Genomic DNA, 20232 nt, shown 5'->3' on the forward strand with positions numbered 1-20232 from the left:
CCCAGTGCCCGATCAACCGTAGACCGGGTACTTGCGGCACTGCGCGCTGACCGCATCACGCACGCGGGCGATCACGGCCTCATCGGCCGGGGCGTCGAGCACGTCGGCGATCCAGTTGGCCAGGTCCACGCAGTCCTGTTCCAGGTAACCGCGGGTGGTCACCGCCGGGGTGCCCAGGCGCAGGCCCGAGGTCACGAACGGCGAACGCGGGTCGTTCGGCACCGAGTTCTTGTTGACGGTGATATGGGCCTTGCCCAGCGCAGCTTCCGCGTCCTTGCCGGACACGTCCTTGCCGATCATGTCGACCAGCATCAGGTGGTTCTGGGTGCCGCCGGAGACGATCTTGTAGCCGCGTGCGATGAGCGTGCTGGCCATCGCCTGCGCGTTCTTCACCACCTGCTGCTGGTAGGTCTTGAAGCCCGGTTCCAGCGCTTCCTTGAAGGCCACGGCCTTGCCGGCAATGACGTGCATCAGCGGGCCACCCTGGATGCCCGGGAACACGATCGACTGCAGCTTCTTGACCAGGTCTTCGTCGGCGCCCTTGGCGACGATGATGCCGCCGCGCGGGCCGCGCAGGGTCTTGTGGGTGGTCGAGGTCACCACGTGCGCATGTTCCAGCGGGCTCGGGTAGACGCCAGCAGCAACCAGGCCGGCGACGTGCGCCATGTCGACGAACAGGTAGGCGCCGACCTTGTCGGCGATGGCGCGGAAGCGCGCCCAGTCGATCACCTGCGAGTAGGCCGAGAAGCCGGCCACGACCATCTTCGGCTTGTGCTCCAGGGCCAGGCGCTCGACTTCGTCGTAGTCGATCAGTCCCTGGTCGTTGACGCCGTACTGCACGGCGTTGAACAGCTTGCCCGAGGCGTTGACCTTGGCACCGTGGGTGAGGTGGCCGCCGTGGGCCAGGCTCATGCCGAGGATGGTGTCGCCCGGCTGCAGCAGCGCGAAGTACACGGCCTGGTTGGCCTGCGAGCCGCTGTGCGGCTGCACGTTGGCGTAGTCCGCATCGAACAGCTGCTTGAGGCGGTCGATCGCCAGCTGTTCGGCGATGTCCACGTATTCGCAGCCGCCGTAGTAGCGCTTGCCCGGGTAGCCTTCGGCGTACTTGTTGGTCAGCTGGCTGCCCTGGGCTTCCATCACCGCCGGGCTGGTGTAGTTCTCGCTGGCGATCAGCTCGACGTGGTCTTCCTGGCGCTGGGTTTCGGCGGCGATGGCCTTGGCCAGTTCGGGATCGTAGGTTTCGATGCGGACGTCACGCGGGAACATCGGTTACTCCAGCAGGCGGGGAAAGGGGTGCGGCTCAGCCCTTGATTGTAGCCCCGCCCCGGCCTGCTGGGGCCGAAACGACCGGGGCCGGATTCGACGAACGAATCCGGCCCCGTATGGTTTCGAATGGCGTTGCGGGGGTCAGAGCCCTTTCCGTTGGAAAGGGATCCGACCCCGGCGCTGCATCAACGGTTGTTGATGATGTAGTCGGCGATGATGCCGGTTGCCACGGCCACCAGCAGCATGTTGCCGCGGTCATCGCGGATCCAGTGGTGGCCGTACGGCGGGCGGCGCAGGTGGTAGCGCGGGTAGTCGTTGACCACGTAGATCGGGCCGCGGTAGTAATCGCGATAGCGGTGGCCGCGCTGCCAGCCATAGCCATAGCCGGGCCGGTAGCCCGGGCTGTAGACCACGCGCGGCGGCGGCGGTGCCGGGCGGTAGTAGCCATGGGCGTAGCGGCGGTCGTGGCGGTCGTCACGGCGCGCTTCGCGGCGGTCGCGTTCCCAGTCGCGACGGTCGTGGCGCCACTCGCGGCGGTCTTCGCGCCATTCACGGCGGTCGTGGTCGCGACCACGGTGGTCGTTGTCGGCGAAGGCCGGGGCGATGGCGCCCAGCGCCAGTACAGAGGCCACGGCGCCGGCCATGAGTCGATGGATGTGCATGGGAGACCTCTGCTGGGTGGGTGGTGAGCCCATATTGCGCATTCGATCTGAACGGTTTCCGGCTGGAAACGCTTCCCGCTGCGGGACTGTGACGGCCCATTCAGTCCTCGGCCAGCCCCGGGCACCGCCGACGGCGCGGGGCGTAAGCGGTTCCGGCTATAATTGGGGGTATTCCATTCAGTCTGTGCCCGCTGCCGCAACGGGAAGTTCCCCGTGACGGACCGGGCGCAGGGTCGCGCCTACGGAGACCTCATGTCCTCGCAATACATCTACACCATGAACCGCGTGTCCAAGGTGGTCCCGCCCAAGCGGCAGATCATCAAGGACATCTCGCTGTCCTTCTTCCCGGGCGCGAAGATCGGCCTGCTGGGCCTGAACGGCGCCGGCAAGTCCACCGTGCTGAAGATCATGGCCGGCGTGGACACCGATTTCGAGGGCGAAGCCCGCCCGCAGCCGGGCATCAAGGTCGGCTACCTGGCACAGGAACCGGAACTGGACCCGACCAAGACCGTGCGTGAAGCGGTGGAGGAAGGCGTGGGCGAGGTGCTGCAGGCACAGGCTGCGCTGGACGCGGTCTACGCCGCCTATGCCGAAGAAGGCGCCGATTTCGACGCGCTGGCCAAGGAACAGGAGCGCCTGGAGGCGATCCTCGCCGCCGGTGATGCGCACACGCTGGAAAACCAGCTGGACGTGGCCGCCGATGCGCTGCGCCTGCCGCCGTGGGATGCCATCGTCGGCAAGCTGTCCGGTGGTGAAAAGCGCCGCGTGGCGCTGTGCCGCCTGCTGCTGCAGAAGCCGGACATGCTGCTGCTCGACGAACCGACCAACCACCTCGACGCCGAGTCGGTGGAATGGCTGGAACAGTTCCTGGCGCGCTACACCGGCACCGTCGTGGCGGTCACCCATGATCGCTACTTCCTGGACAACGCCGCCGAGTGGATCCTGGAACTGGACCGTGGCCGCGGCATTCCGTGGAAGGGCAACTACACCGACTGGCTGACCCAGAAGGATGAGCGCCTGAAGCAGGAAGACAACCAGGAAAAGGCCCGCCAGAAGGCGATCCAGAAGGAACTGGAGTGGTCGCGCCAGAACGCCAAGGGCGGCCGCACCAAGGGCAAGGCCCGTCTGGCCCGCCTGGAAGAGCTGCAGTCGGTCGATTACCAGAAGCGCAACGAGACCAATGAAATCTTCATCCCGCCGGGCGAGCGCCTGGGCCAGGCGGTGATGGAATTCAAGAACGTCTCCAAGAAGTTCGGCGACCGCCTGCTGTTCGACAACCTGAACTTCCTGGTGCCCTCGGGCGCCATCGTCGGCATCATCGGCCCGAACGGCGCCGGTAAGTCGACCCTGTTCAAGATGATCACCGGCCAGGAAAAGCCGGACACCGGCGAGATCGTGGTCGGCCCGACCGTGCAGCTGTCCTATGTGGACCAGAGCCGCGACGCGCTGGAAGGCAACCACAGCGTGTTCCAGGAAATCGCGGGCGGCCTGGACATCCTCAACATCAACGGCATCGAGATCCAGTCGCGCGCCTACATCGGCCGCTTCAACTTCAAGGGCCAGGACCAGCAGAAGATGGTCGGTTCGCTGTCCGGTGGTGAGCGTGGCCGCCTGCACATGGCCAAGACCCTGCTGCAGGGTGGCAACGTGCTGCTGCTCGACGAACCGTCCAACGACCTGGACATCGAAACCCTGCGTGCGCTGGAAGATGCGCTGCTGGAGTTCCCGGGCAACACCTTCGTCATTTCGCATGACCGCTGGTTCCTGGATCGCATCGCGACCCATATCCTGGCGTTCGAAGGCGATTCGCACGTGGAGTTCTTCCAGGGCAACTACCGCGAGTACGAGGAAGACAAGCGCCGCCGCATGGGCGACGACGCTGCGCCGAAGCGCCTGCGCTTCAAGGCGCTGAAGTAAGCAAGAACGAAAGGCCGCGCTCGCGCGGCCTTTCGCCTTTCATGGGCCGCAATCGATTTTTGTTGACGCTTTTGGCCTCTTCGCGACGCGCTTCAACGCCACCCGGCTGAAGGTTGCCCGTGTAAAGCAGTGTTGATTCCTTGTCGCACACGGCATCCTCCGTACTTTGCAACTCGTTGTATGTTCCCGGCCCAACGCTTCGGTTTTCCTACGCACCCGATTCATCCCCCTCGTAGGAAAACACCATGAAAGCACTGATCTCCACCACGGCAGCGCTGCTGCTGTCGGGCACTGCCGCGGCCGCGCCGGCGAACTGGGAAGGCATCTACCTGGGTGCCCATGCCAGCCATGGCGAAGGCCACAGCCAGGACCGCAGCAACGCCAATGCCTCTGAAAAAAGCATCCGTGGCTTCGCTGGCGGGCTGCAGGCCGGCCGCAACTGGCAGTTCGACAACAATGTGGTTGCCGGGATCGAAGGCACCCTTTCCTTCGGCAACATCACCCAGCAGTGGAAGGACCGCGACAACCACCAGTACAGCCCTTACTACGGCAAGGATGCGGTGACCCGTTCGGGCGCAGTCAACCTGACGCTGGGCTATGCGGCGGGCCAGTGGCTGCCGTACGTCAGCGCGGGTGTGAGCGTGGCCCGCCAGGAGTTTTCGCTGGGCTGCGACAAGTCGCTGGTGGAGGCCACCAACGGCTGCCGCGTGGCCGAATTCGAAACCCGCGCATCCCATGTATCCACCGGCGCGAACGTCGGCGCGGGCGTGCTGTACCGCTTCAGCGACCAGCTTTCGGCGGGTGCGGAGTACCGTTACACCCATCTGGGCTCCAGCCCGGTTTACCTGGAAGATCCCAACTACCCGGCTGCGGCGCGACGCAGCTTCCATACCAACTACAGCAGCGTTACGCTGAAGTTGAACTACCACTTCTAACCGCCTGGCGACGCACCCGCCGGTCCTTCGGGCGGCAGGGCGCGCAGGTACGAGAGATCTGCGATGTCCCTGTTCGAACGCCTGTTCCAGCTGCAGCAGCACGGCACCACCGTGCGCTCCGAACTGCTGGCCGGTGTCACCACCTTCCTGACGATGTCCTACATCGTCTTCGTCAATCCCGAGATCCTGGGCACCACCGGCATGGACGCCGGTGCGGTGTTCGTGGCCACCTGCCTGGCCGCGGCGCTGGGCTCGGTGGTGATGGCGCTGGCGGCCAACTTCCCGGTGGGCATGGCCCCGGGCATGGGCTTGAATGCGTTCTTCGCCTTCACCGTGGTTGGCGCTGCCGGCCTGCCCTGGCAGCAGGCGCTGGCAGCGGTGTTCATTTCCGGCCTGGTGTTCCTGGTGCTGTCGCTGACCGGCGTGCGCGCGTGGCTGGTGTCGGGCATTCCGGCGTCGTTGCGGTCGGCGATCGTGGCCGGCATCGGCCTGTTCCTGGCCATCATCGCGCTGCAGAAATCCGGCGTGATCATCGGCAACGAGGACACGCTGGTCGCGCTGGGCCCGCTCAATACCGCGCCGCCGCTGCTGGCACTGGGCGGCTTCCTGCTGATCGCGATCCTGGAGGCGCGGCGTGTGCGCGGTGCGATCCTGATCGGCATCCTGGCAGTGACCGCGGCCGGCTGGGCATTGGGCGATCTGCAGTACCACGGGCTGGTGTCGTTGCCGCCGAGCCTGGCGCCGACCTTCCTGCAGCTGGACCTGCCCGGCCTGCTGCACCACAACGGCGGCGCGCCGATCGCCGTGCTGCTGCAGGTGGTGCTGGTGTTCGTGCTGGTGGAAGTGTTCGATGCCACCGGCACGCTGTATGGCGTGGTCGGCCGTGCCGGCCTGCTGAAACTGCCGGGCGCGCAGAAGCGGTTCGGGCGCGCGCTGCTGGCCGACAGCACGGCGATTGTGGCCGGCTCGCTGCTGGGCACCAGCAGCACCACCGCCTTCGCCGAAAGCGCCTCGGGTGTGCAGGTGGGTGGCCGTACCGGTTTGACCGCACTGGTGGTGGCTGCGTTGTTCCTGGCCGCGCTGTTGTTCTCGCCGCTGGCGGCGATGGTGCCCGGCTATGCCACTGCGCCGGCGCTGCTGTTCGTGGCCGGACTGATGCTGCGCGAACTGGTGGAAGTGGACTGGAGTGACCTGACCGAATCCGTACCCGCCGCGCTGTGTGCGCTGGCGATGCCGTTCACCTATTCCATCGCCAACGGCCTGGCGTTCGGGTTCATTGCCTATGCCGCGCTGAAGGCCGGCACCGGCCGCTGGCGCGAGGTGCACCCGGCGGTGTGGCTGGTGGCGGTGCTGTTCGTGCTGCGTTACGCGCTGGAGTGATCACCTGTTGAAGGGTATCGCCGGGCCGTTGCATCACCAGCGCGGCTGCAGGCGTCCGTCGGCAGCGAAACGCCAGCGGCCTTCGGCCCAGCCGCGACCAAACAGGGTGAGCATCTGCGAGTAGTACGCGGGCTCCTCGGCGCGCTGCTGCTCGGCGCTGGGCAGGCTTTCCAGCAACGCCGCAGCACGGGATTTTTCCCCCTGCGCCAGCAGGTAGGGCAGCAGTGCGGCACGGAACCCATAATTGCCCTCGCCCTGCCCTTTGCCGGTGCGCGTGTCGATCTTCTCCCACATCGGCGCACCGCTGCGCAGGCGCTGCAACGGGCCGGACAGCGCGCTGAGCTGGCGACGGAACAAGGGATCGCGCGGCGCGGTCATGCCGGCCCAGGTGTAGCAGCGGATGGCGTCGTACCCCCCCACGGCCCCCTTCACCGGATCGACGATGAAGCTGCCATCCTTCCACGCGGCCCAGTCCGGCGCGAACCCATGCGGGCTGGTCTGCTGCAGCAGGGCCACGGTGTTGTCGGCCAGCGCCTGCCAGGGACCGCTGCGATCAACCGCTGCAAATCGGCGCAGCAACGGCAACGGCAGGTAGCTTGGATTGACCCGGGTGGCGCCGTCTTCGATGAATCCCTGTGGCCCCGGCAGCAGCATCGGCCCCAGCGTAGGTATCTGCACGATCTCACGTGTGCGCACCTGTGCCAGCATGCCGTCGGCGATGGCCTGCAGCGCGGGGCGGCGCCACAGGCGCGCAGCTTCCAGCAGTGCGTAGGCGAGCCACAGGTCCGAATCGGATGCAGGATTGTCGTCCAGCAGGCGCCAGCCTTCCTTGCCCTGCCCCCACAACCAGCCTGGCAGGCGCGCGGCCATGTCACCGCCTGCGAGGTTGTCCTGCGTCCAGGCCAGGATGCGGTCGAACAGTGCAGGATCGTTGTCGACCAGCGCGAAGAACAGTGCATAGGACTGGCCCTCCGATGTGCTGCGCTGATCGTCCTGGCTGCGGTCGATCATGCGCCCATCGCGGCTCAGGCTGCTGTCCTGCAGCACCTGCCAGGCCGGCCAGCGCGATGCTGTGGTGACCGCGCCAACACCGGCGCTGCCCAGCAGCGGCAGCAGGACTGTCGCCTGCAGCAGACGGCGGCGTTGCAGGTCAGCGGAATTCGCCATACGGCACCAGCGGAGAGACGGGCAAGGGCAGGTTTCCCTGCCACGGTCTGAAGGAATAGCGCAGGTACAGCTGGAAGGTGTTCGGCGAAAAATCGCGGCTGCGCTGCAGGGTACCGGCCGCCCCCAGCACGACGTGATCACCCAGGCGCCGCTCTACCGCCGCATACAGGCGATAGCCCGTACCGGTACTGCTGCCATCGGTGGTGTACAGGCCATCCGGGTCCAGTTGCAGCGGACCGTACTGCGGTTCCAGCTGTGCGATGACGCGCTGGATGAGGGCCTCATCGGGGAAGCGGCTGATCGAGCGGGTGCGTGCATTGGAGACACTGACCGAACCATCAACGCGCACCGACCAGTCGTCGTTGCGCCAGGCGAAGCCCACCGGCAGGCTCAATGACGCGTAGCGCTGCGGGCTGTAGTAGCCGCCCTGCCCCAGCGAATAGCCGCCCAGGTCCTTCTGGTAACGCCAGTACATCGCGGTGGTTCCCACATCCAGGCGCATGTCCGGGCGTTGGATCAGCTTGTGGTACCAGCCAACCATCGCCCGCGCGCGGGTGTTGTCCACCACGTTGTGGCCGGTCAGCTGGTGCCAGCTCCAGTTCGACCACACGCCGTTGCGTCCACCTTCGTCATAGCCGAGGCTGACGGTCACGCCATTGGCGGTGACACCGCCCCAGGCAATGCCGCTGCGTGGATCGATCGCGCCAGCCTGCGACAGCAGCGAATTGGTCATCGGCCGCCGCGATACGGTCGCTCCCCAGCCCAGCCGGCCGAGGTCACCATTGAGAGTGACGCCGCCCAGCCAGTTGCCCACCACGTAGTTGGACGGCGAATGGCCGATATCAAAATTCCAGCGATCATCCAGGGTTCGCCAGCCGACGGCAAAGCCGGCACCCGAACTGCGCCGCTGGTGTACGTAGCGGGTGCAGCCCGGCGCCTGCATCCGCGTGCCGTCGGCCTGCAGCAGGCCCAGGTCGCAGCTGCCGAAATCGTCGCTGTAGGCGCCGTCGGCGTCGGTCTGGAAACGGCCTGCATCGAAATGCACCTGTTCAATGCGCGCCCAGCCCAGGCCACCGGCGAACGGTGCATCAAGATGGGCGATGCGGGTATCGCGTGCAAGTTTCGAGATGCCAGGCGTGCCGTCGCTGCGACGGCCGGAATCCTGCATCACGGTCAGCGTCGGATTTTCCTGCTGGTACAGGGTTTCCACGTCGCTGCGCAGGCTGCGCCGCAACCAGTCGTCGCCGGCGGTTTCGCGGCTGGCCAGGGTCAACGCGCGGTTGTCACGTGGCTGCGCCTGCGACGGTGCGATCAGGCCATTGTCGGCCATCGCCTGTGCGTACATGTCCAGCGCCTGCTGCGGATCTTCGCGCCGTACAAGACGCGCCGCATCGCGCCAGGACTGGGCGTCCGGTGCGCTCTTGCGGGCAAGCAGCGCGCGCAGGATCTGCAGCGCCTTGGCGTCTTCATGCAGGTCGGTCCAGATGGTCGCCAACTGGCGTTGCTGGCCGATCGCATCATCGGCCACCACGGGGGGCGCGTCGTGCATCTGCCGACGGGCACTGACCAGGTCGCCGGTGCCGATCCAGGCCTGCAGCCGCCCCAGCTGCGCATCGAGATTGTCCGGCTGCACTGCCAGCACCTGCTGGTAGTAGTGCAGCGCCTGTGCATGATCATCGCGCAGGCGTGCCCACTCGGCCAGGATCAGCTGGTTGTCCGCGCTGGGCGGCTGTTGCTGCAGCAGGGCAATGGCTTCTGCTTCCCGGCCTTGCGCGCGCAGTTCCCACAGATGATCGATCAGCTGCTGGCGCTGCAGGCGTTCTGACAAGGCGCGCATGTCATCGTCCCACTGCGCACGCGGCACGCCTTCCAGCACGGCCAGCGCCTGTGGCAGGCGATCGGAGCCGGACAGGTACAGCGCCTGCGCGTAACGCGCTTCGATGCCGGCATTGCGCGCGGCCATATCGGCAACCACCGCATCTGCTTCGTCCAGCTTGCCGGCCGCCCGCAGTTCATTGCCCAGCGCATACGCCAGCCAGGCATCGCCGGGCAGTTCGCGGCGCAGCTCACGCCCCAACGTGATGGCCGCATCGGCATCACCAGCGGCCAACGCCTGCTCGCGACGCTCACGCAGCCGGCTGATCCGCAGCTGGCGCAGGTCTTCGGCGTACAGGGTGCGCTGCGCTGCAGGCAAGGCGTTGATGAAGGATTCCAGACGCTGCGGGTCGGTACGGCCATACAGCTGCACCAGCTTGCGGATCACATTGGCATCGCGCGGGGCGATCCGCCGCGCGGCCTGCAGCTGCCGCTCGGCGGCTTCATCGTCGCCACGCGCCACCGCGACATCGACCAGGCCGAGGATGGCGTTTATCTCGCGCGGCTGCTGCCGGCGCGCCTGCGAATACAGTGCCTGAGCATCATCGAGCCTGGCAGCGGCCAGCGCGGTGTCGGCCTGGTCCAGCAGCAGCCAATAGCGGGTGCTGGTGATCAGGTCGCGCCATCTGTCGCTGGTATCACCCGCGGGTGTGGCCTGCACGGCACGCTGGAAATAGGCGATGGCCTGCTCGCGGCGCCCCTGCCGCATCAGGGCCATGCCCAGCCCACCGAGGAACTCCGCTTCGCGCGGATAGCCGCGCAGCGATTGCAGGAATGCGCGCTCGGCCTCTGCATTGCGACCGGCGTCGAGCAGCTGCTGGCCACGCAGGCCAGCGCGCCAGGAGGGATCGCTTACCCGCTTGTGCTGTTCGGCATAGCGTTCGCGCACCAGCGCAATGTCGCTGAAGGTGGGGTTGCGGGTGATGAATTCCTGCAGGCGGCGCACGTTGCGCTCGTCGGCAGGCTGGTCCTGCAGGTAGCCCCATTCGGCATCGGCCGCCAGCGCGCGCGCTTCCGGATTGCGCCCCATGCGCTGCAGCGCGGCCAGGGCATCGGCATCACGCCCGGCTGCGAACAACAGCTGCGACAGTGTCTGCAACAGGGTGGTGTTGCCGGGGTAACTGCGGTCCAGCGCGGTCAGTTCGCGGATTGCGGCGTCGCGCCCGCTGGCCTGCGTGCCGCGCAGGCGCCAGTACTCCAGGCCCAGCTGCAGCCCCGGTGGATCGTCGTTGAACAGACGGCGGTAGATCGCCAACGCTTCGTCGCTGCGACCACCGGCGGCGAACAGCCGTGCCTGCTGCAGTTCCTGCTGCAGGTCGCCGCGATAGGCGCGCCACAGGCGCTCACCGGCGGCCAGTTCGCGGCTGCCGGCGCCGAGCTGGCGCAACCGTTGCAGGGTCGCATCGGCATCTTCCATCTTCTGCTGCGACAGCTGCACCTCCAGGATCGCCACCAGGGTGCTGCGGTCGTCCGGTGCGAGCATGCGCAGCCGGGCCAGGGCATCTTCGATCAGCCCCTGACGGCCGCTGGCCTCGCCGATGCGCACCTGCTGCAGCAGCCATTGCCGCTGCTCGGCGACAGTGCCGCCGGGCGTGGCTGGCAGCGCCTGCGCCGCGCACGGGCCCGCCAGCCCGATCAGGACCAGGCCGGAGGCGGCGACCAGCGACGGCGGCGTACGCACCATCAATCAGTGCCCCGGATCCAGCCGCTTGGCTGCCACCCAGCGCAGCACACGCCAGAACAGGAATGCCACCATCAGCACCACCACCGTGGCCAGCACCGCCAGCAGTGCCGGATGGTCGGCCAGGTGGTACCAGAGCAGCAGCCACCACGGCAGCGCGCCAACGTAGTAATGGTCGCCGACGAACTGGCTGTGGATGCCCGAACTGCGCAGGATCGCCACCGAACCGGCGATCGCCTGGCGCTTGCCGGTATCGCTGAGGGCGTCGTCGAGCAGGCCGTAGTCGGCGGCATTGCTGGCCGCCAGCGAGACGATGCTGCGCTGCGCGTGATGCGGCGACTGCAGGCCGATGATCGCCGCGAAGGGCGCTTCGGCGGTGACCGCCACCTGGGTAACTGCCGGATCACCGGCACGGCTGCCGCGACGGGCCTGCTCCATCGCCAGCTGCGGCGACGGTGACTGGCCATTGAGCAGGCGCGTGCGCTGGTCATCGATCAGCAGCGACAACTGATCGCTGCCGCGCAGCTCTGCCGGCATTGCACCCAGCATCAGCAGGTCGGCATCCAGTGCGCTGGCCTGCTTCCAGTCGTCGGACAGGCGCAGGCCATAGGCCGGGTACCCCGTCTGTACGCCCAGGCCGCCCACCAGGTTCAACAGCAGGCTGACCTGCGACTCGCTCGCCGTTGCCGGTACCAGCACCACCGTCTCGGACAGATCGGCCATGCGGCTGAAGGGGAAACCGCTGAGCGCGAATGCAGACAGGTCCGGCAGGCCCATGTAGTGGTGGAAACCGGAGAAGTCGATGGTCGAATCTTCTTCGATCGCCGCCTGCAGGTTCGGCGGCAGCACGGTCTGGCAGTGGTCGCGCTGGGCACTGCCCATCACGCTGGCAAAGTTGAAATCAAAGCGCAGCTGGTTGCGGTCGCCCAGCTTGAGCGAGGGAATCAGCAGGCGACCGTCGTCGGCACCGGCGTCGCCGGCCAGCACCGGCAGGCGGATTTCCTCCAGGCCCTGCTTGCCGTTGCGGCGCACCAGCGGGAAGCTGGAAATGAACTGGTCGTTGATTGCTACGCCCAATCGCGATTCATCGCTGCCGAACGGTGGCGTGTAGCGGTAACGCAGGTTCAGCGGAATGCCCTGGTTGCGCCAGATGAAAAGATCCGGCGGCAGGTTGAGGTTGACCGTGATCGGCTGCGGCGACACGCCGTTGGCGTGCAGCTGCTGCGGGTAGTCGAGCAGTTCGGCCAAGCGCACGGCCCGGTCGGTGCGCACCCAGTTCGGTGCATCGTACGGCTTGCGCGGGGCCAACGGCTTGACCTCGTCGATGCTGACCTGGCGGCCACGGAACAACGCGTTGCCCGCCGCCATCGCCGCCACCGCCTTCTGCAGATCGTCATCGTTGCGGCCCAGCACCAGCAGCAGCTTGCGCTGCGGATCCTCCGGCAGCGCCATCAGTTCCACCACTGGGCCCTTCACCGGTGCATGGTTGGCGATCACCGGCGGGAACTTGCCATTGACTGCCAGCACCACGGCATGGCCCTGCGCCGGCAGTTGGCCGAAGCTGACCGGGAAGCGCGCCTGCCGCCACCAGCCGGCCAGGCTGCCGAAGTAAGAGGCCATCACCGCACCGGCGCGTTGCTGGGCCAGCGTCGGTGCGGCACCGAACACCACCGGCAGCTCCAGGCGCGCGGTGTCGCGTGGATCGAAGAACGGCAGCGGGAAGTTGGCCAGGTCATCCTGCATCGCCAGCAGCTGTCCGCCCAGGCGCAGCGTGCTGTTGCTGGACAGGTTCACCCACAGCGAACTGTGGGTGGGTTCTTCGCAGATGTCGGTGTAATGGCCGACAAATTCCAGCCGCACCTGGTTGAAGTCTGCGATCAGGCGCGCATCCAGCGGCAGCTTGGCCTGCACCGGGCGGCCAAGCTGGTCGTTGCTGATCGGCACCACTCCCATCAACGCATCGTTGAGATAGACCCGCAGGTGCGACAGGGTCGGCAGCAGCGACGGCGACGGTGTGAAGCTCAGGTCCAGTTCGGCCTCGCGCGCGAGCCGGTCGCGGCGCACCTGGAATTCGAAGGTGGTCGCGTTGCGCACGCCCGACAACAGCGTGTCCTGGCGACGACCCAACTGGGCGAAGGTACTTTCGCGTTGCCAAGGCCAGGCACTGCCTGCCCAGGTCTGCGGCAGTGCAGCTTCACTGCGCTGCGCAGGAACCGCTGCAGCCGCCACCGGGGTCGGTACGGCGACCTGGGCAGCCGGTGCGTCCGGGGTGGAACCGGTGGTCGGCGTGCGTGCCGGCGCCGGCGCACTGTTGCCCGAGGCCACAGGCAAGGCCAGCAGAGGCAGCAGCAGCCAGCGCAGAGAGGACGGAATGCTCATGGACGAAGCCCTGGATCAGCGGCTGGGTCAGCCGGGTGGGATGGAAGCGGACGTTGCGGGGCGAAACTGGCCAGCCAGCGCAGCAGGCGACGGTTCCAGTGCGCGGGACGGTCAAGGTCGAACGGAGTGAAGTCGCCCATCCGCCGGTAACCGCGCCAACCAAGCACCAGCACGCTCCACAGACTGCGTGGCAAGCTCTTGGGCTGGTAGCCGGCGTGCCAGTCGAGCCACGCATCGGCGCGGGCGAAGGTGCACTGGGCAAATTCCACGCGCTGGCGTTCATTCTCGAACGTCAACAGCAGGCCGAGGCGATGGCCGACGCTGCGCTGCACCCGTGCGGGGAACGCAAACTCGCGGCGGCCCCGGCCCAGCAGCACCTGCACCGGTTGCCCCTCAAGCAGCTGCGGGTCGTCGCCCAGCTCGATGCCGACACCGTCGTTGGAGTAATCCTGCATGACGCCACGCAGGCGGCGACCATCGGGAACCTGCAAGGCCATCGGCAAGCGTGTCGTCACGCGATGGGTGCGGCGCACCTGCTGCACCTCGGCGGCCACGGCCAGCGCGCCACCGATGATCAGCAGGTTGTACAGCACCCACAGCGAGCTGACGACCACGGTGCCGCGTTCATCAGCCGGGCCGTGCATGAAGCGCCAGACCGCAAAGCACAGGCCCAGCACGTTCAACAGTGCCAGCACCAGGTATGGCCGTGCCACACGCCAGTCGAAACGGTCACCGGCCTGGGTGCCGCCCTTGTCGGTGACGTTGAACTTGCCACGCCCCGGGCTGAACAACGCAATGGTGGTCGGCCGTGCGATGTACCAGGCCAGCACGGTCTCGTAGACCTCGCCCCAGAAGGGCCGCCGATACTTGCCCTGGATGCGTGCGTTGGTAAGGCTGGCGTGGGCCATGTGCGGCACCACGAACAACAGGATGGCCAGCGCTGGCGCATAGATGATGTAGACGTGCAGCAGCAGGAACGCCAGCGGCGCGGTGAGGAACACCAGACGTGGAATGCCGGCGAGGAAATGCAGCATCGCGTTGGCGTAGCAGAAGCGCTGGAACAGGCTCAGGCCCTTGCCGATCAGCGGATTGTCGATGCGGAAGATCTGCACCATGCCGCGCGCCCAGCGGATGCGCTGGTTGACATGCGCTCCCAGGCTGTCGGTGGCCAGGCCAGCCGCCTGCGGGATACGCAGGTACGCCGAGTTCCAACCGTTGCGGTGCAGGCGCAGTGCAGTATGCGCATCCTCGGTGACGGTCTCGGTGGCAAAGCCGCCAATGGCATCGATCGCCTCGCGGCGCAGCACCGCGCAGGAGCCACAGAAGAAGGCCGCGTTCCACAGGTCGTTGCCATCCTGCACAAGACCGTAGAACAACTCGCCCTCGTTGGGGTCGCTGCGGAATACCTGCAGGTTGCGCTCGAACGGATCGGCCGAGAAGAAGTGGTGCGGCGTCTGTACCAGCGCCAGCTTCGGGTCGCGCAGGAACCAGCCACAGGAGACCTGCAGGAACGACCGCACCGGCAGATGATCGCTGTCGAAGATGGCCACCAGTTCGCCATCGATCAGGGTCAGGGCGTGGTTGAGGTTGCCCGCCTTGGCGTGTCGGTTGTCGGTGCGGGTGATGTAGTTCACTCCGGTACGTTCGGCGAAAGCGCGGAACTCTTCGCGCCTGCCGTCGTCGAGAATGTGGATGCGCAGCTTGTCGGCCGGCCAGTCCAGGCCCATTGCCGCGTACACGGTGTGCCGCACCAGGGCCAGGTCTTCGTTGTAGGTGGGAATGAGCACATCCACCGTCGGCCACTGCTGGACATCGGCGGGCAGCGGCGCCGGGCGACGGCGCAGCGGCCAGGCCACCTGCACATACCCCAGCATCAGCACCAGCCACGAGTAGGTTTCCGCAGCCAGCAGCACCAGCCCGCAGACCAGGTCGAAGGTGCTGTTCCAGTTCAACGTGGCCGTATAGCGCCACCACAGGTAGCGGCAGGACACGGTGATCGACAGCACCACCAGCACCAGGGTGGCGTAGCGCCCCTGCATGCGCCGCACCAGCAGGGCGATGACCCACAGCAGCAGCACGAACACGAACTGCGCGAAGTAGGTGAACGGCTGGGTGATGCACAGCACGGCCAGGCCCAGCGTGACCAGGCCGACCAGGAAGGTCAGCAGATTGCGCGTACGCGGCGACAGCCCCTGCAGGCGCTGGCTGATCCAGGCCATGAAGCGGCTGTTCCAGACCTCGTTGGGTGCATCGCGCATTGCGCGCACGTAGCGCAGGTGGCCACGCCCGGCGGCGCCGCGCAGCTCGGCGATGCGTTGCCGGCGCGCGCGCGCCAAGCGTTGCCGGCGCTGCGAAGGGCGCGGCACCAGGCGCACGATCGACAACCAGAGCGCCTGGATCAGCAAGCGGATCGGGTCGCCGGGGCGCCAGCGACGGTCACCCTGCAACTGCGGGAAGGCGCTGCGCAGGCGCGGTGCCAATGCCTGCCAGGACGGGGCTTCCAGGCGCAGGAACGCCCAGCCGATGGCCTGCAGCAGCCATAGCACCAGGCAGGTCGCCCACGGCGCATGGACCCGATCACGCAGGCGGCTCCAATGCAGGTAGTAGACCCGCGCGCTCATCGGTGCGCGCCCTCCGCCTGCCGCCGGGCCGACTCGGCCAGGCACCACAGCGCCAGACCATCGATATCAGCGGCGGCCAGCGAATCGGCCGCATAGCGGCCCAGCGGCTGCTTGCTGGCCAACGCCGCCGGTACCCGCGCATCCTCATGCAACGGTTGCGGCAACAGGAGCGCAGCATGCGAGTGCAACCACAACTGCATCAGGTCGCGCTGTACCGGCACGGCAGGATCGTAGCGGTTGGCCAGCACACGGCGTACGTCGTCACTGTGCCGTTGCAGCACCACATGGTTGGCCGGATCGACACAGGCCAGGCGAAGCGGCAAGGTGCAAGCAGCATGCTGGTTGATCGCGGCCACGTGGGCTGGCAGCCGCTGTGGCAGGTCGAACATCACCCAGTCGAACTGCGCTGCCAACAGCGGCATGCGTTCGGCCCAGGTTGCCGGCGCAGCCTGCAGCTGCTGCTCAATGTGCAGTGCCTCGGCGTCATCGACGCGGCCATAAGGAAGCACGGCCAGGCCCGGCGCACAGGCAAAGGCCGCCGCGCGCCAGTCGCCTCCGTCAAGCTGGGCGCGCGCCCAACCGCCCGCTTCCTTCGCGGGCAGGCCCAGGTGCAGGCCCAGCATCTGGTCCGGGCTGCATTCGACCAGCAGCACGCGCTGGCCCTGCGCGTGCAGGGCCTGGCCCAGCGCCGCCAGCACGGTGGTTACCCCGGTGCCGCCATGCACGCCCTGCAGAGACAACAGGGTGCTCATGGCTGCTGCTCCAGTTCCGCCAGCAGCGGCCAGCGTGCCAACGCGTGCGCGCGCTCGCGCTGCGCCGAAAAGTCCACGTAGGGCATCTCCGGCATGTTCAGGCTGCGCCGCAGCAGGTCGATGTCGTCTTCCTCGACCGACAGCGTAGTGGGCACCGCGAGGATGTCGGCAGCCATCAGCGTTTGTCCTCGGGGTAAGGGCTCCAGGCCTGGCTGCCCTGCAACTGCAGCCACGGCTTGCCGTCGTAGTCGATGACCTTGGCACCTTCGTTCTCGGAAACCGATGGCGTCCGTGGCAGCCCCTTCAGCAGGCTGTCCCAGTCACGGTCGGCAGGCGGGGACTGCGCGTTGAGCGCGTAGACCCGTGCCACCAGTTCGGAGATGGCCAGGTAGCTGCTCGGTTCGGGAATGTGGCGCGGGCCACCGGCAGCAGGTGCCCCCATGCCGACCAGCTTCACGCCTACCGGCACGTGGGTGATCGACGGGCTGGGGATTTCACGCATGCCCGGGATCTGCATGCGATCGCCGTGCAGTGCGGCACCGTGTTCGGGTACCACCACGATCATGGCGCGGCGCCCACTCTTCTCCACCGCGTCGACGAAGCCGGCCATGTCACCGAGCACCATCTGCGCACGCGCCTTGTAGTCGGCAGCGTTGGCACGACCATCGGCGCCGACGATGCGGTTGCCGTCGTGCAGCGAGATCGTGTTGTAGAACAGCGCGACCTGCTGGGTTGACTCGGCCTGGCGTTGCTTGAACCAGCTGTTCAGCACGTCGCCATCGCGACGCAACGGTGACTTGTCGAACGCCACCAGCGCGCGCGGCAGTGGATTGATGTCCATCGGCTTGGCCTGCAGGCCACCGTACTTGGACAGCTCGCCGATGAAATCGTCGAAGTGGCCGTCGTGATTCATGGCCAGCTCGCTCTGGAAGCCGAGGCGCTGCAGGTTGGAGAACAGCTGGCACTCGGCCGGTACCGGATCGAACAGCGCCGTGTGCGAAGTCTGCCCGCAGCTGGCGCGCAGCAGGCGGATGGCCGCCGGCCCGCTGTAGGCGGTTGCCGAATTGAAATCGTCGAAGACCACGTCCATGCGGTCGAGCAGATTGTTCTGGCGCAGTCCTACTTCGTCCAGGTCGCTCCAGGCCAGCGAACAGATGTTGAGGATGATGACGTCGAACGGCGCGCCGCTGGCCGGCGCCGGGAAGGCCGTCTTCAAACTCGACTGCTGCTGGTAGAAGCTTGCCAGCCAGGCGTTGAGATTGTCGTTGCTGGCCGGTGCCAGCGGCGCGCGGCCGCCGCCCGTATTGCCCGTGGCAGCCACGGCCTGGCCCTGTCGCGCGACCAGGTCTGCCGGCAGCGGCAGCGCGACCACCGCCATGCCGAGCATGCCCAGCACGCTTAGGGTGGTGATGCGCAGCCACGGTTTCAGCAGGTAATAGCCCACCAGCAGCAGGGCCAGCACCGCCACCATCTGCCAGTTGATGAAGCGCTGGGCCAGCTCCAGCCAGTAGTCGGCAGAGAAATCGAGCACGCCCGGCTGCGCCAGCAATCGCTGGAAGGGCGGCCACCAGGTGTCGTGGTAGTACAGCGCCACGCCCACGGGAACAGCCACCACCGTGCGCGCGATGCGCGCCCAGCGCCAGCGCAGCGGCACCAGCAGCGCGCCCAGGAACAGCAGATTGGGCAGGATCTTCAGGTCCAGCGCGCCCATCCAGGCCAGCACCACCTTGGACAGGAAATACAGGTTCCAGCCGCGCAGGTCGGCCCAGGCGAACGGCGATGCGGGCAGCGCCTGCGGACTCATGCCGGCCTCCGCGGTGCACGCTGGCGCACACCCGCCCGGCGCAGGTGGCGCGGCGGCAACCACCCGCCGACGCGGCGGCGCAGGCCGCGCCACAGCACGCCCAGCATCGCGCCGAACGGAATCATCAATACCGCGCAGGCGACGATCAACGTCCACAGCTGCTGGTCGGTGGTCATGCGTCGTCTCCGAGCCGCAACGGTGTGGGTGTGGCGAAGGGCGTTGCGACGATCGTGGCAGCCGCAGCTGCCGCCGGTTCCACAGGCGGCGGCAGCAGCTCGGTGTCCGGATCGCTGCCGCTGGCATTCATCGCCGCGATATCGTATTCGGCCAACCGCTGGTAACCATCGAACAGCTCGCGCCAGGGCAGGCGGAACAGATTGCCCAGCGCCTGTTCGATGGCATCGCGGCGACAACCGAACAGGAACAGCCGAACTTGCCCGCGGTACACGCAGGCGAGGTCGCCCTGGCGGCGGATGCGCAGCTGCTGCAGCGTCTGCTCGGCGCGCAGCCCCGCCACCGGCTGGAGTGCCAGTACCGCACTTTCCACGGCGCTGCCGTCCTGGTCGATGCGTTCACTGGCGATCTGGCGGAACCGCGACGCGCTGACCTGGCCACTGATCGACGGCGGCCGGTGCGCACGGATCAACGGTTCCGGATCGTCAGCCAACTGTCCCTGCCAACGCTGCCGCTGCACGGTGTCCAGCAAGGTCAGCAGGCGAGGCAACGGAGTATGGGCAGGCACCACCAGACTGCCACCGCACTGCAGCAGCAGCCGCTCGTCGGCGTAGCGCAGGCAGGGCTGCAGTTCGCGCACCACCAGCTTCACAGCATCGCCGCGCTCACGCCGCAGGCGATGCAGCAATCGCGCCAGGGCATCGACCTGCGCGTTTTCGCTGATGGCCACCACCACCGTGGCCTCGCGTGCCTGCAGCGCGGCTGGCATCAGCCCAGCCCAGCCCTCATACAGGCGCCAGGCCGACGACAACGGCGGGGCACCTTCCAGCACATCGGTCTGGGCCAGGAACAGGTCGCGGTCGCTGCCGCCCTCCCCGGCCACCGACTGTACTTCGACCTCGGGGTCGACCACGCGCTGCAAACGCTGACCGACCTGCTCCACGGTGAAGGCACGTTGTGCGACGACCCCATGGCTGTTGGTCCAGTAATGCAGCAGCAGCTGCAATGCACCGCGGTGCGGATGCAACTGGGCCACGCCGGCACAGCTCCGGTTCAAGGGCAGCAGACGTGGCGCGACCGTGGCCACCTCTCCGTGGCACAGCAGCAACAGAACCTGCGCAGCCTGCTGCGCCCATTGCTGCAGGTGCTGGCACCAGCGCGACAAGCGCGCATCGTCCCAGCCGTCCAGCGCGGCCACCGGGAACTGCACAACGGCCATGCGTGTTGTCGCGCCCGATGCCCGGGGCAGGTCCCCGGCAAGGCCGCGCAGGGTCTGCTGCATGCCCTGGTGCGAACACTGGAACATGCGCACCCGTGCAGGGCCCTGTTCGGGGGTCAGCAGAGACAACATCGGCTCGACGCCGCGCCCCAGCGTCGCCAGCACTACGTCATCCAGATCGCCCGCACCGATCAATGCGCTGGCGCCGAGCAGATCGGCCGGTGCGCTGCCGGCGGCAACCACCCAGTACACGCTGCCACCGCGCATTTCGACGAATTCGGCCGGCATGCCGGCAATGGCAAGTTGGGGCGCCGTCACGCGCAGCTCTCTTCAGCGGCCATGGGCACGCTCACCGGCAGACATGCAGGGGAACGCAGCAGCGAAGGACGTTCGTCCGATC

14 protein-coding genes are annotated in these 20232 nt (G+C 67.3%); 3 read left to right on the top strand and 11 right to left on the bottom strand.

All coding sequences use genetic code 11. The features are described from left to right. Window positions 1-12 precede the first annotated feature (12 nt). Together glyA and TEP_RS16485 are read right to left on the bottom strand one after the other, a co-directional pair. Window positions 13-1266 (bottom strand): serine hydroxymethyltransferase, encoded by a 1254-nt coding sequence (gene glyA / locus TEP_RS16480; RefSeq protein WP_132825973.1) that lies wholly within the window; start codon window positions 1264-1266, stop codon window positions 13-15. Between the two features lie 185 nt (window positions 1267-1451). Further along, window positions 1452-1928, bottom strand: coding sequence for an RcnB family protein (locus TEP_RS16485; RefSeq protein WP_132825974.1), 477 nt, complete (start codon window positions 1926-1928; stop codon window positions 1452-1454). A 252-nt stretch (window positions 1929-2180) separates the two neighbouring features. Between TEP_RS16485 and ettA the strand changes: the two genes are divergently transcribed. The 3 genes from ettA to TEP_RS16500 all read left to right on the top strand — a co-directional run bounded on the left by ettA (window position 2181) and on the right by TEP_RS16500 (window position 6160). Beyond that, window positions 2181-3845: an energy-dependent translational throttle protein EttA gene (gene ettA, locus TEP_RS16490; RefSeq protein WP_117309515.1), complete on the top strand. Its 1665-nt coding sequence runs from the start codon at window positions 2181-2183 to the stop codon at window positions 3843-3845. A 245-nt stretch (window positions 3846-4090) separates the two neighbouring features. After that, complete coding sequence (locus tag TEP_RS16495) at window positions 4091-4780, top strand: outer membrane beta-barrel protein (RefSeq protein WP_093818867.1); 690 nt, start codon at window positions 4091-4093, stop codon at window positions 4778-4780. A 63-nt stretch (window positions 4781-4843) separates the two neighbouring features. Next, on the top strand, window positions 4844-6160 hold the full coding sequence (locus TEP_RS16500; RefSeq protein WP_132825975.1) for an NCS2 family permease: 1317 nt from the start codon (window positions 4844-4846) through the stop codon (window positions 6158-6160). 33 nt (window positions 6161-6193) lie between these two features. Here the strand turns inward: TEP_RS16500 and bcsZ are convergent, their stop codons facing one another. Genes bcsZ through TEP_RS16545 form a run of 9 tightly spaced genes read right to left on the bottom strand, consistent with a single transcriptional unit; the run spans window position 6194 to window position 20150 of the window. Further along, entirely contained in the window at window positions 6194-7327 is a 1134-nt protein-coding gene (bcsZ, locus tag TEP_RS16505; RefSeq protein ID WP_132825976.1) for a cellulose synthase complex periplasmic endoglucanase BcsZ, read from the bottom strand. Then, complete coding sequence (gene bcsC / locus TEP_RS16510) at window positions 7311-10886, bottom strand: cellulose synthase complex outer membrane protein BcsC (RefSeq protein WP_132825977.1); 3576 nt, start codon at window positions 10884-10886, stop codon at window positions 7311-7313. The genes bcsZ and bcsC overlap by 17 nt, the downstream gene beginning before the upstream one ends. Window positions 10887-10889: 3 nt before the next feature. Continuing rightward, window positions 10890-13262, bottom strand: coding sequence for a cellulose biosynthesis cyclic di-GMP-binding regulatory protein BcsB (gene bcsB, locus TEP_RS16515; protein ID WP_132825978.1), 2373 nt, complete (start codon window positions 13260-13262; stop codon window positions 10890-10892). Beyond that, on the bottom strand, window positions 13259-15883 hold the full coding sequence (gene bcsA, locus TEP_RS16520; RefSeq protein WP_132825979.1) for a UDP-forming cellulose synthase catalytic subunit: 2625 nt from the start codon (window positions 15881-15883) through the stop codon (window positions 13259-13261). Before bcsA ends, bcsB begins: the two co-directional genes overlap by 4 nt. Then, the gene (gene bcsQ, locus TEP_RS16525) at window positions 15880-16635 is read right to left on the bottom strand and encodes a cellulose biosynthesis protein BcsQ (protein WP_117309510.1); all 756 of its coding nucleotides are present in this window, start codon (window positions 16633-16635) and stop codon (window positions 15880-15882) included. The genes bcsA and bcsQ overlap by 4 nt, the downstream gene beginning before the upstream one ends. After that, on the bottom strand, window positions 16632-16811 hold the full coding sequence (bcsR, locus tag TEP_RS16530) for a cellulose biosynthesis protein BcsR (RefSeq protein ID WP_117309509.1): 180 nt from the start codon (window positions 16809-16811) through the stop codon (window positions 16632-16634). The genes bcsQ and bcsR overlap by 4 nt, the downstream gene beginning before the upstream one ends. After that, window positions 16811-18439, bottom strand: coding sequence for a cellulose biosynthesis protein BcsG (bcsG, locus tag TEP_RS16535; RefSeq protein WP_132825980.1), 1629 nt, complete (start codon window positions 18437-18439; stop codon window positions 16811-16813). The genes bcsR and bcsG overlap by 1 nt, the downstream gene beginning before the upstream one ends. Next, window positions 18436-18615, bottom strand: coding sequence for a cellulose biosynthesis protein BcsF (gene bcsF, locus TEP_RS16540; protein WP_025876682.1), 180 nt, complete (start codon window positions 18613-18615; stop codon window positions 18436-18438). Before bcsF ends, bcsG begins: the two co-directional genes overlap by 4 nt. Next, complete coding sequence (locus TEP_RS16545; RefSeq protein ID WP_132825981.1) at window positions 18612-20150, bottom strand: BcsE family c-di-GMP-binding protein; 1539 nt, start codon at window positions 20148-20150, stop codon at window positions 18612-18614. Before TEP_RS16545 ends, bcsF begins: the two co-directional genes overlap by 4 nt. Between the last annotated feature and the right edge of the window lie 82 nt (window positions 20151-20232).

The sequence above is a fragment of the Stenotrophomonas sp. TEPEL genome (assembly GCF_004348785.1).
GTDB classification, from domain to species: domain Bacteria; phylum Pseudomonadota; class Gammaproteobacteria; order Xanthomonadales; family Xanthomonadaceae; genus Stenotrophomonas; species Stenotrophomonas indicatrix.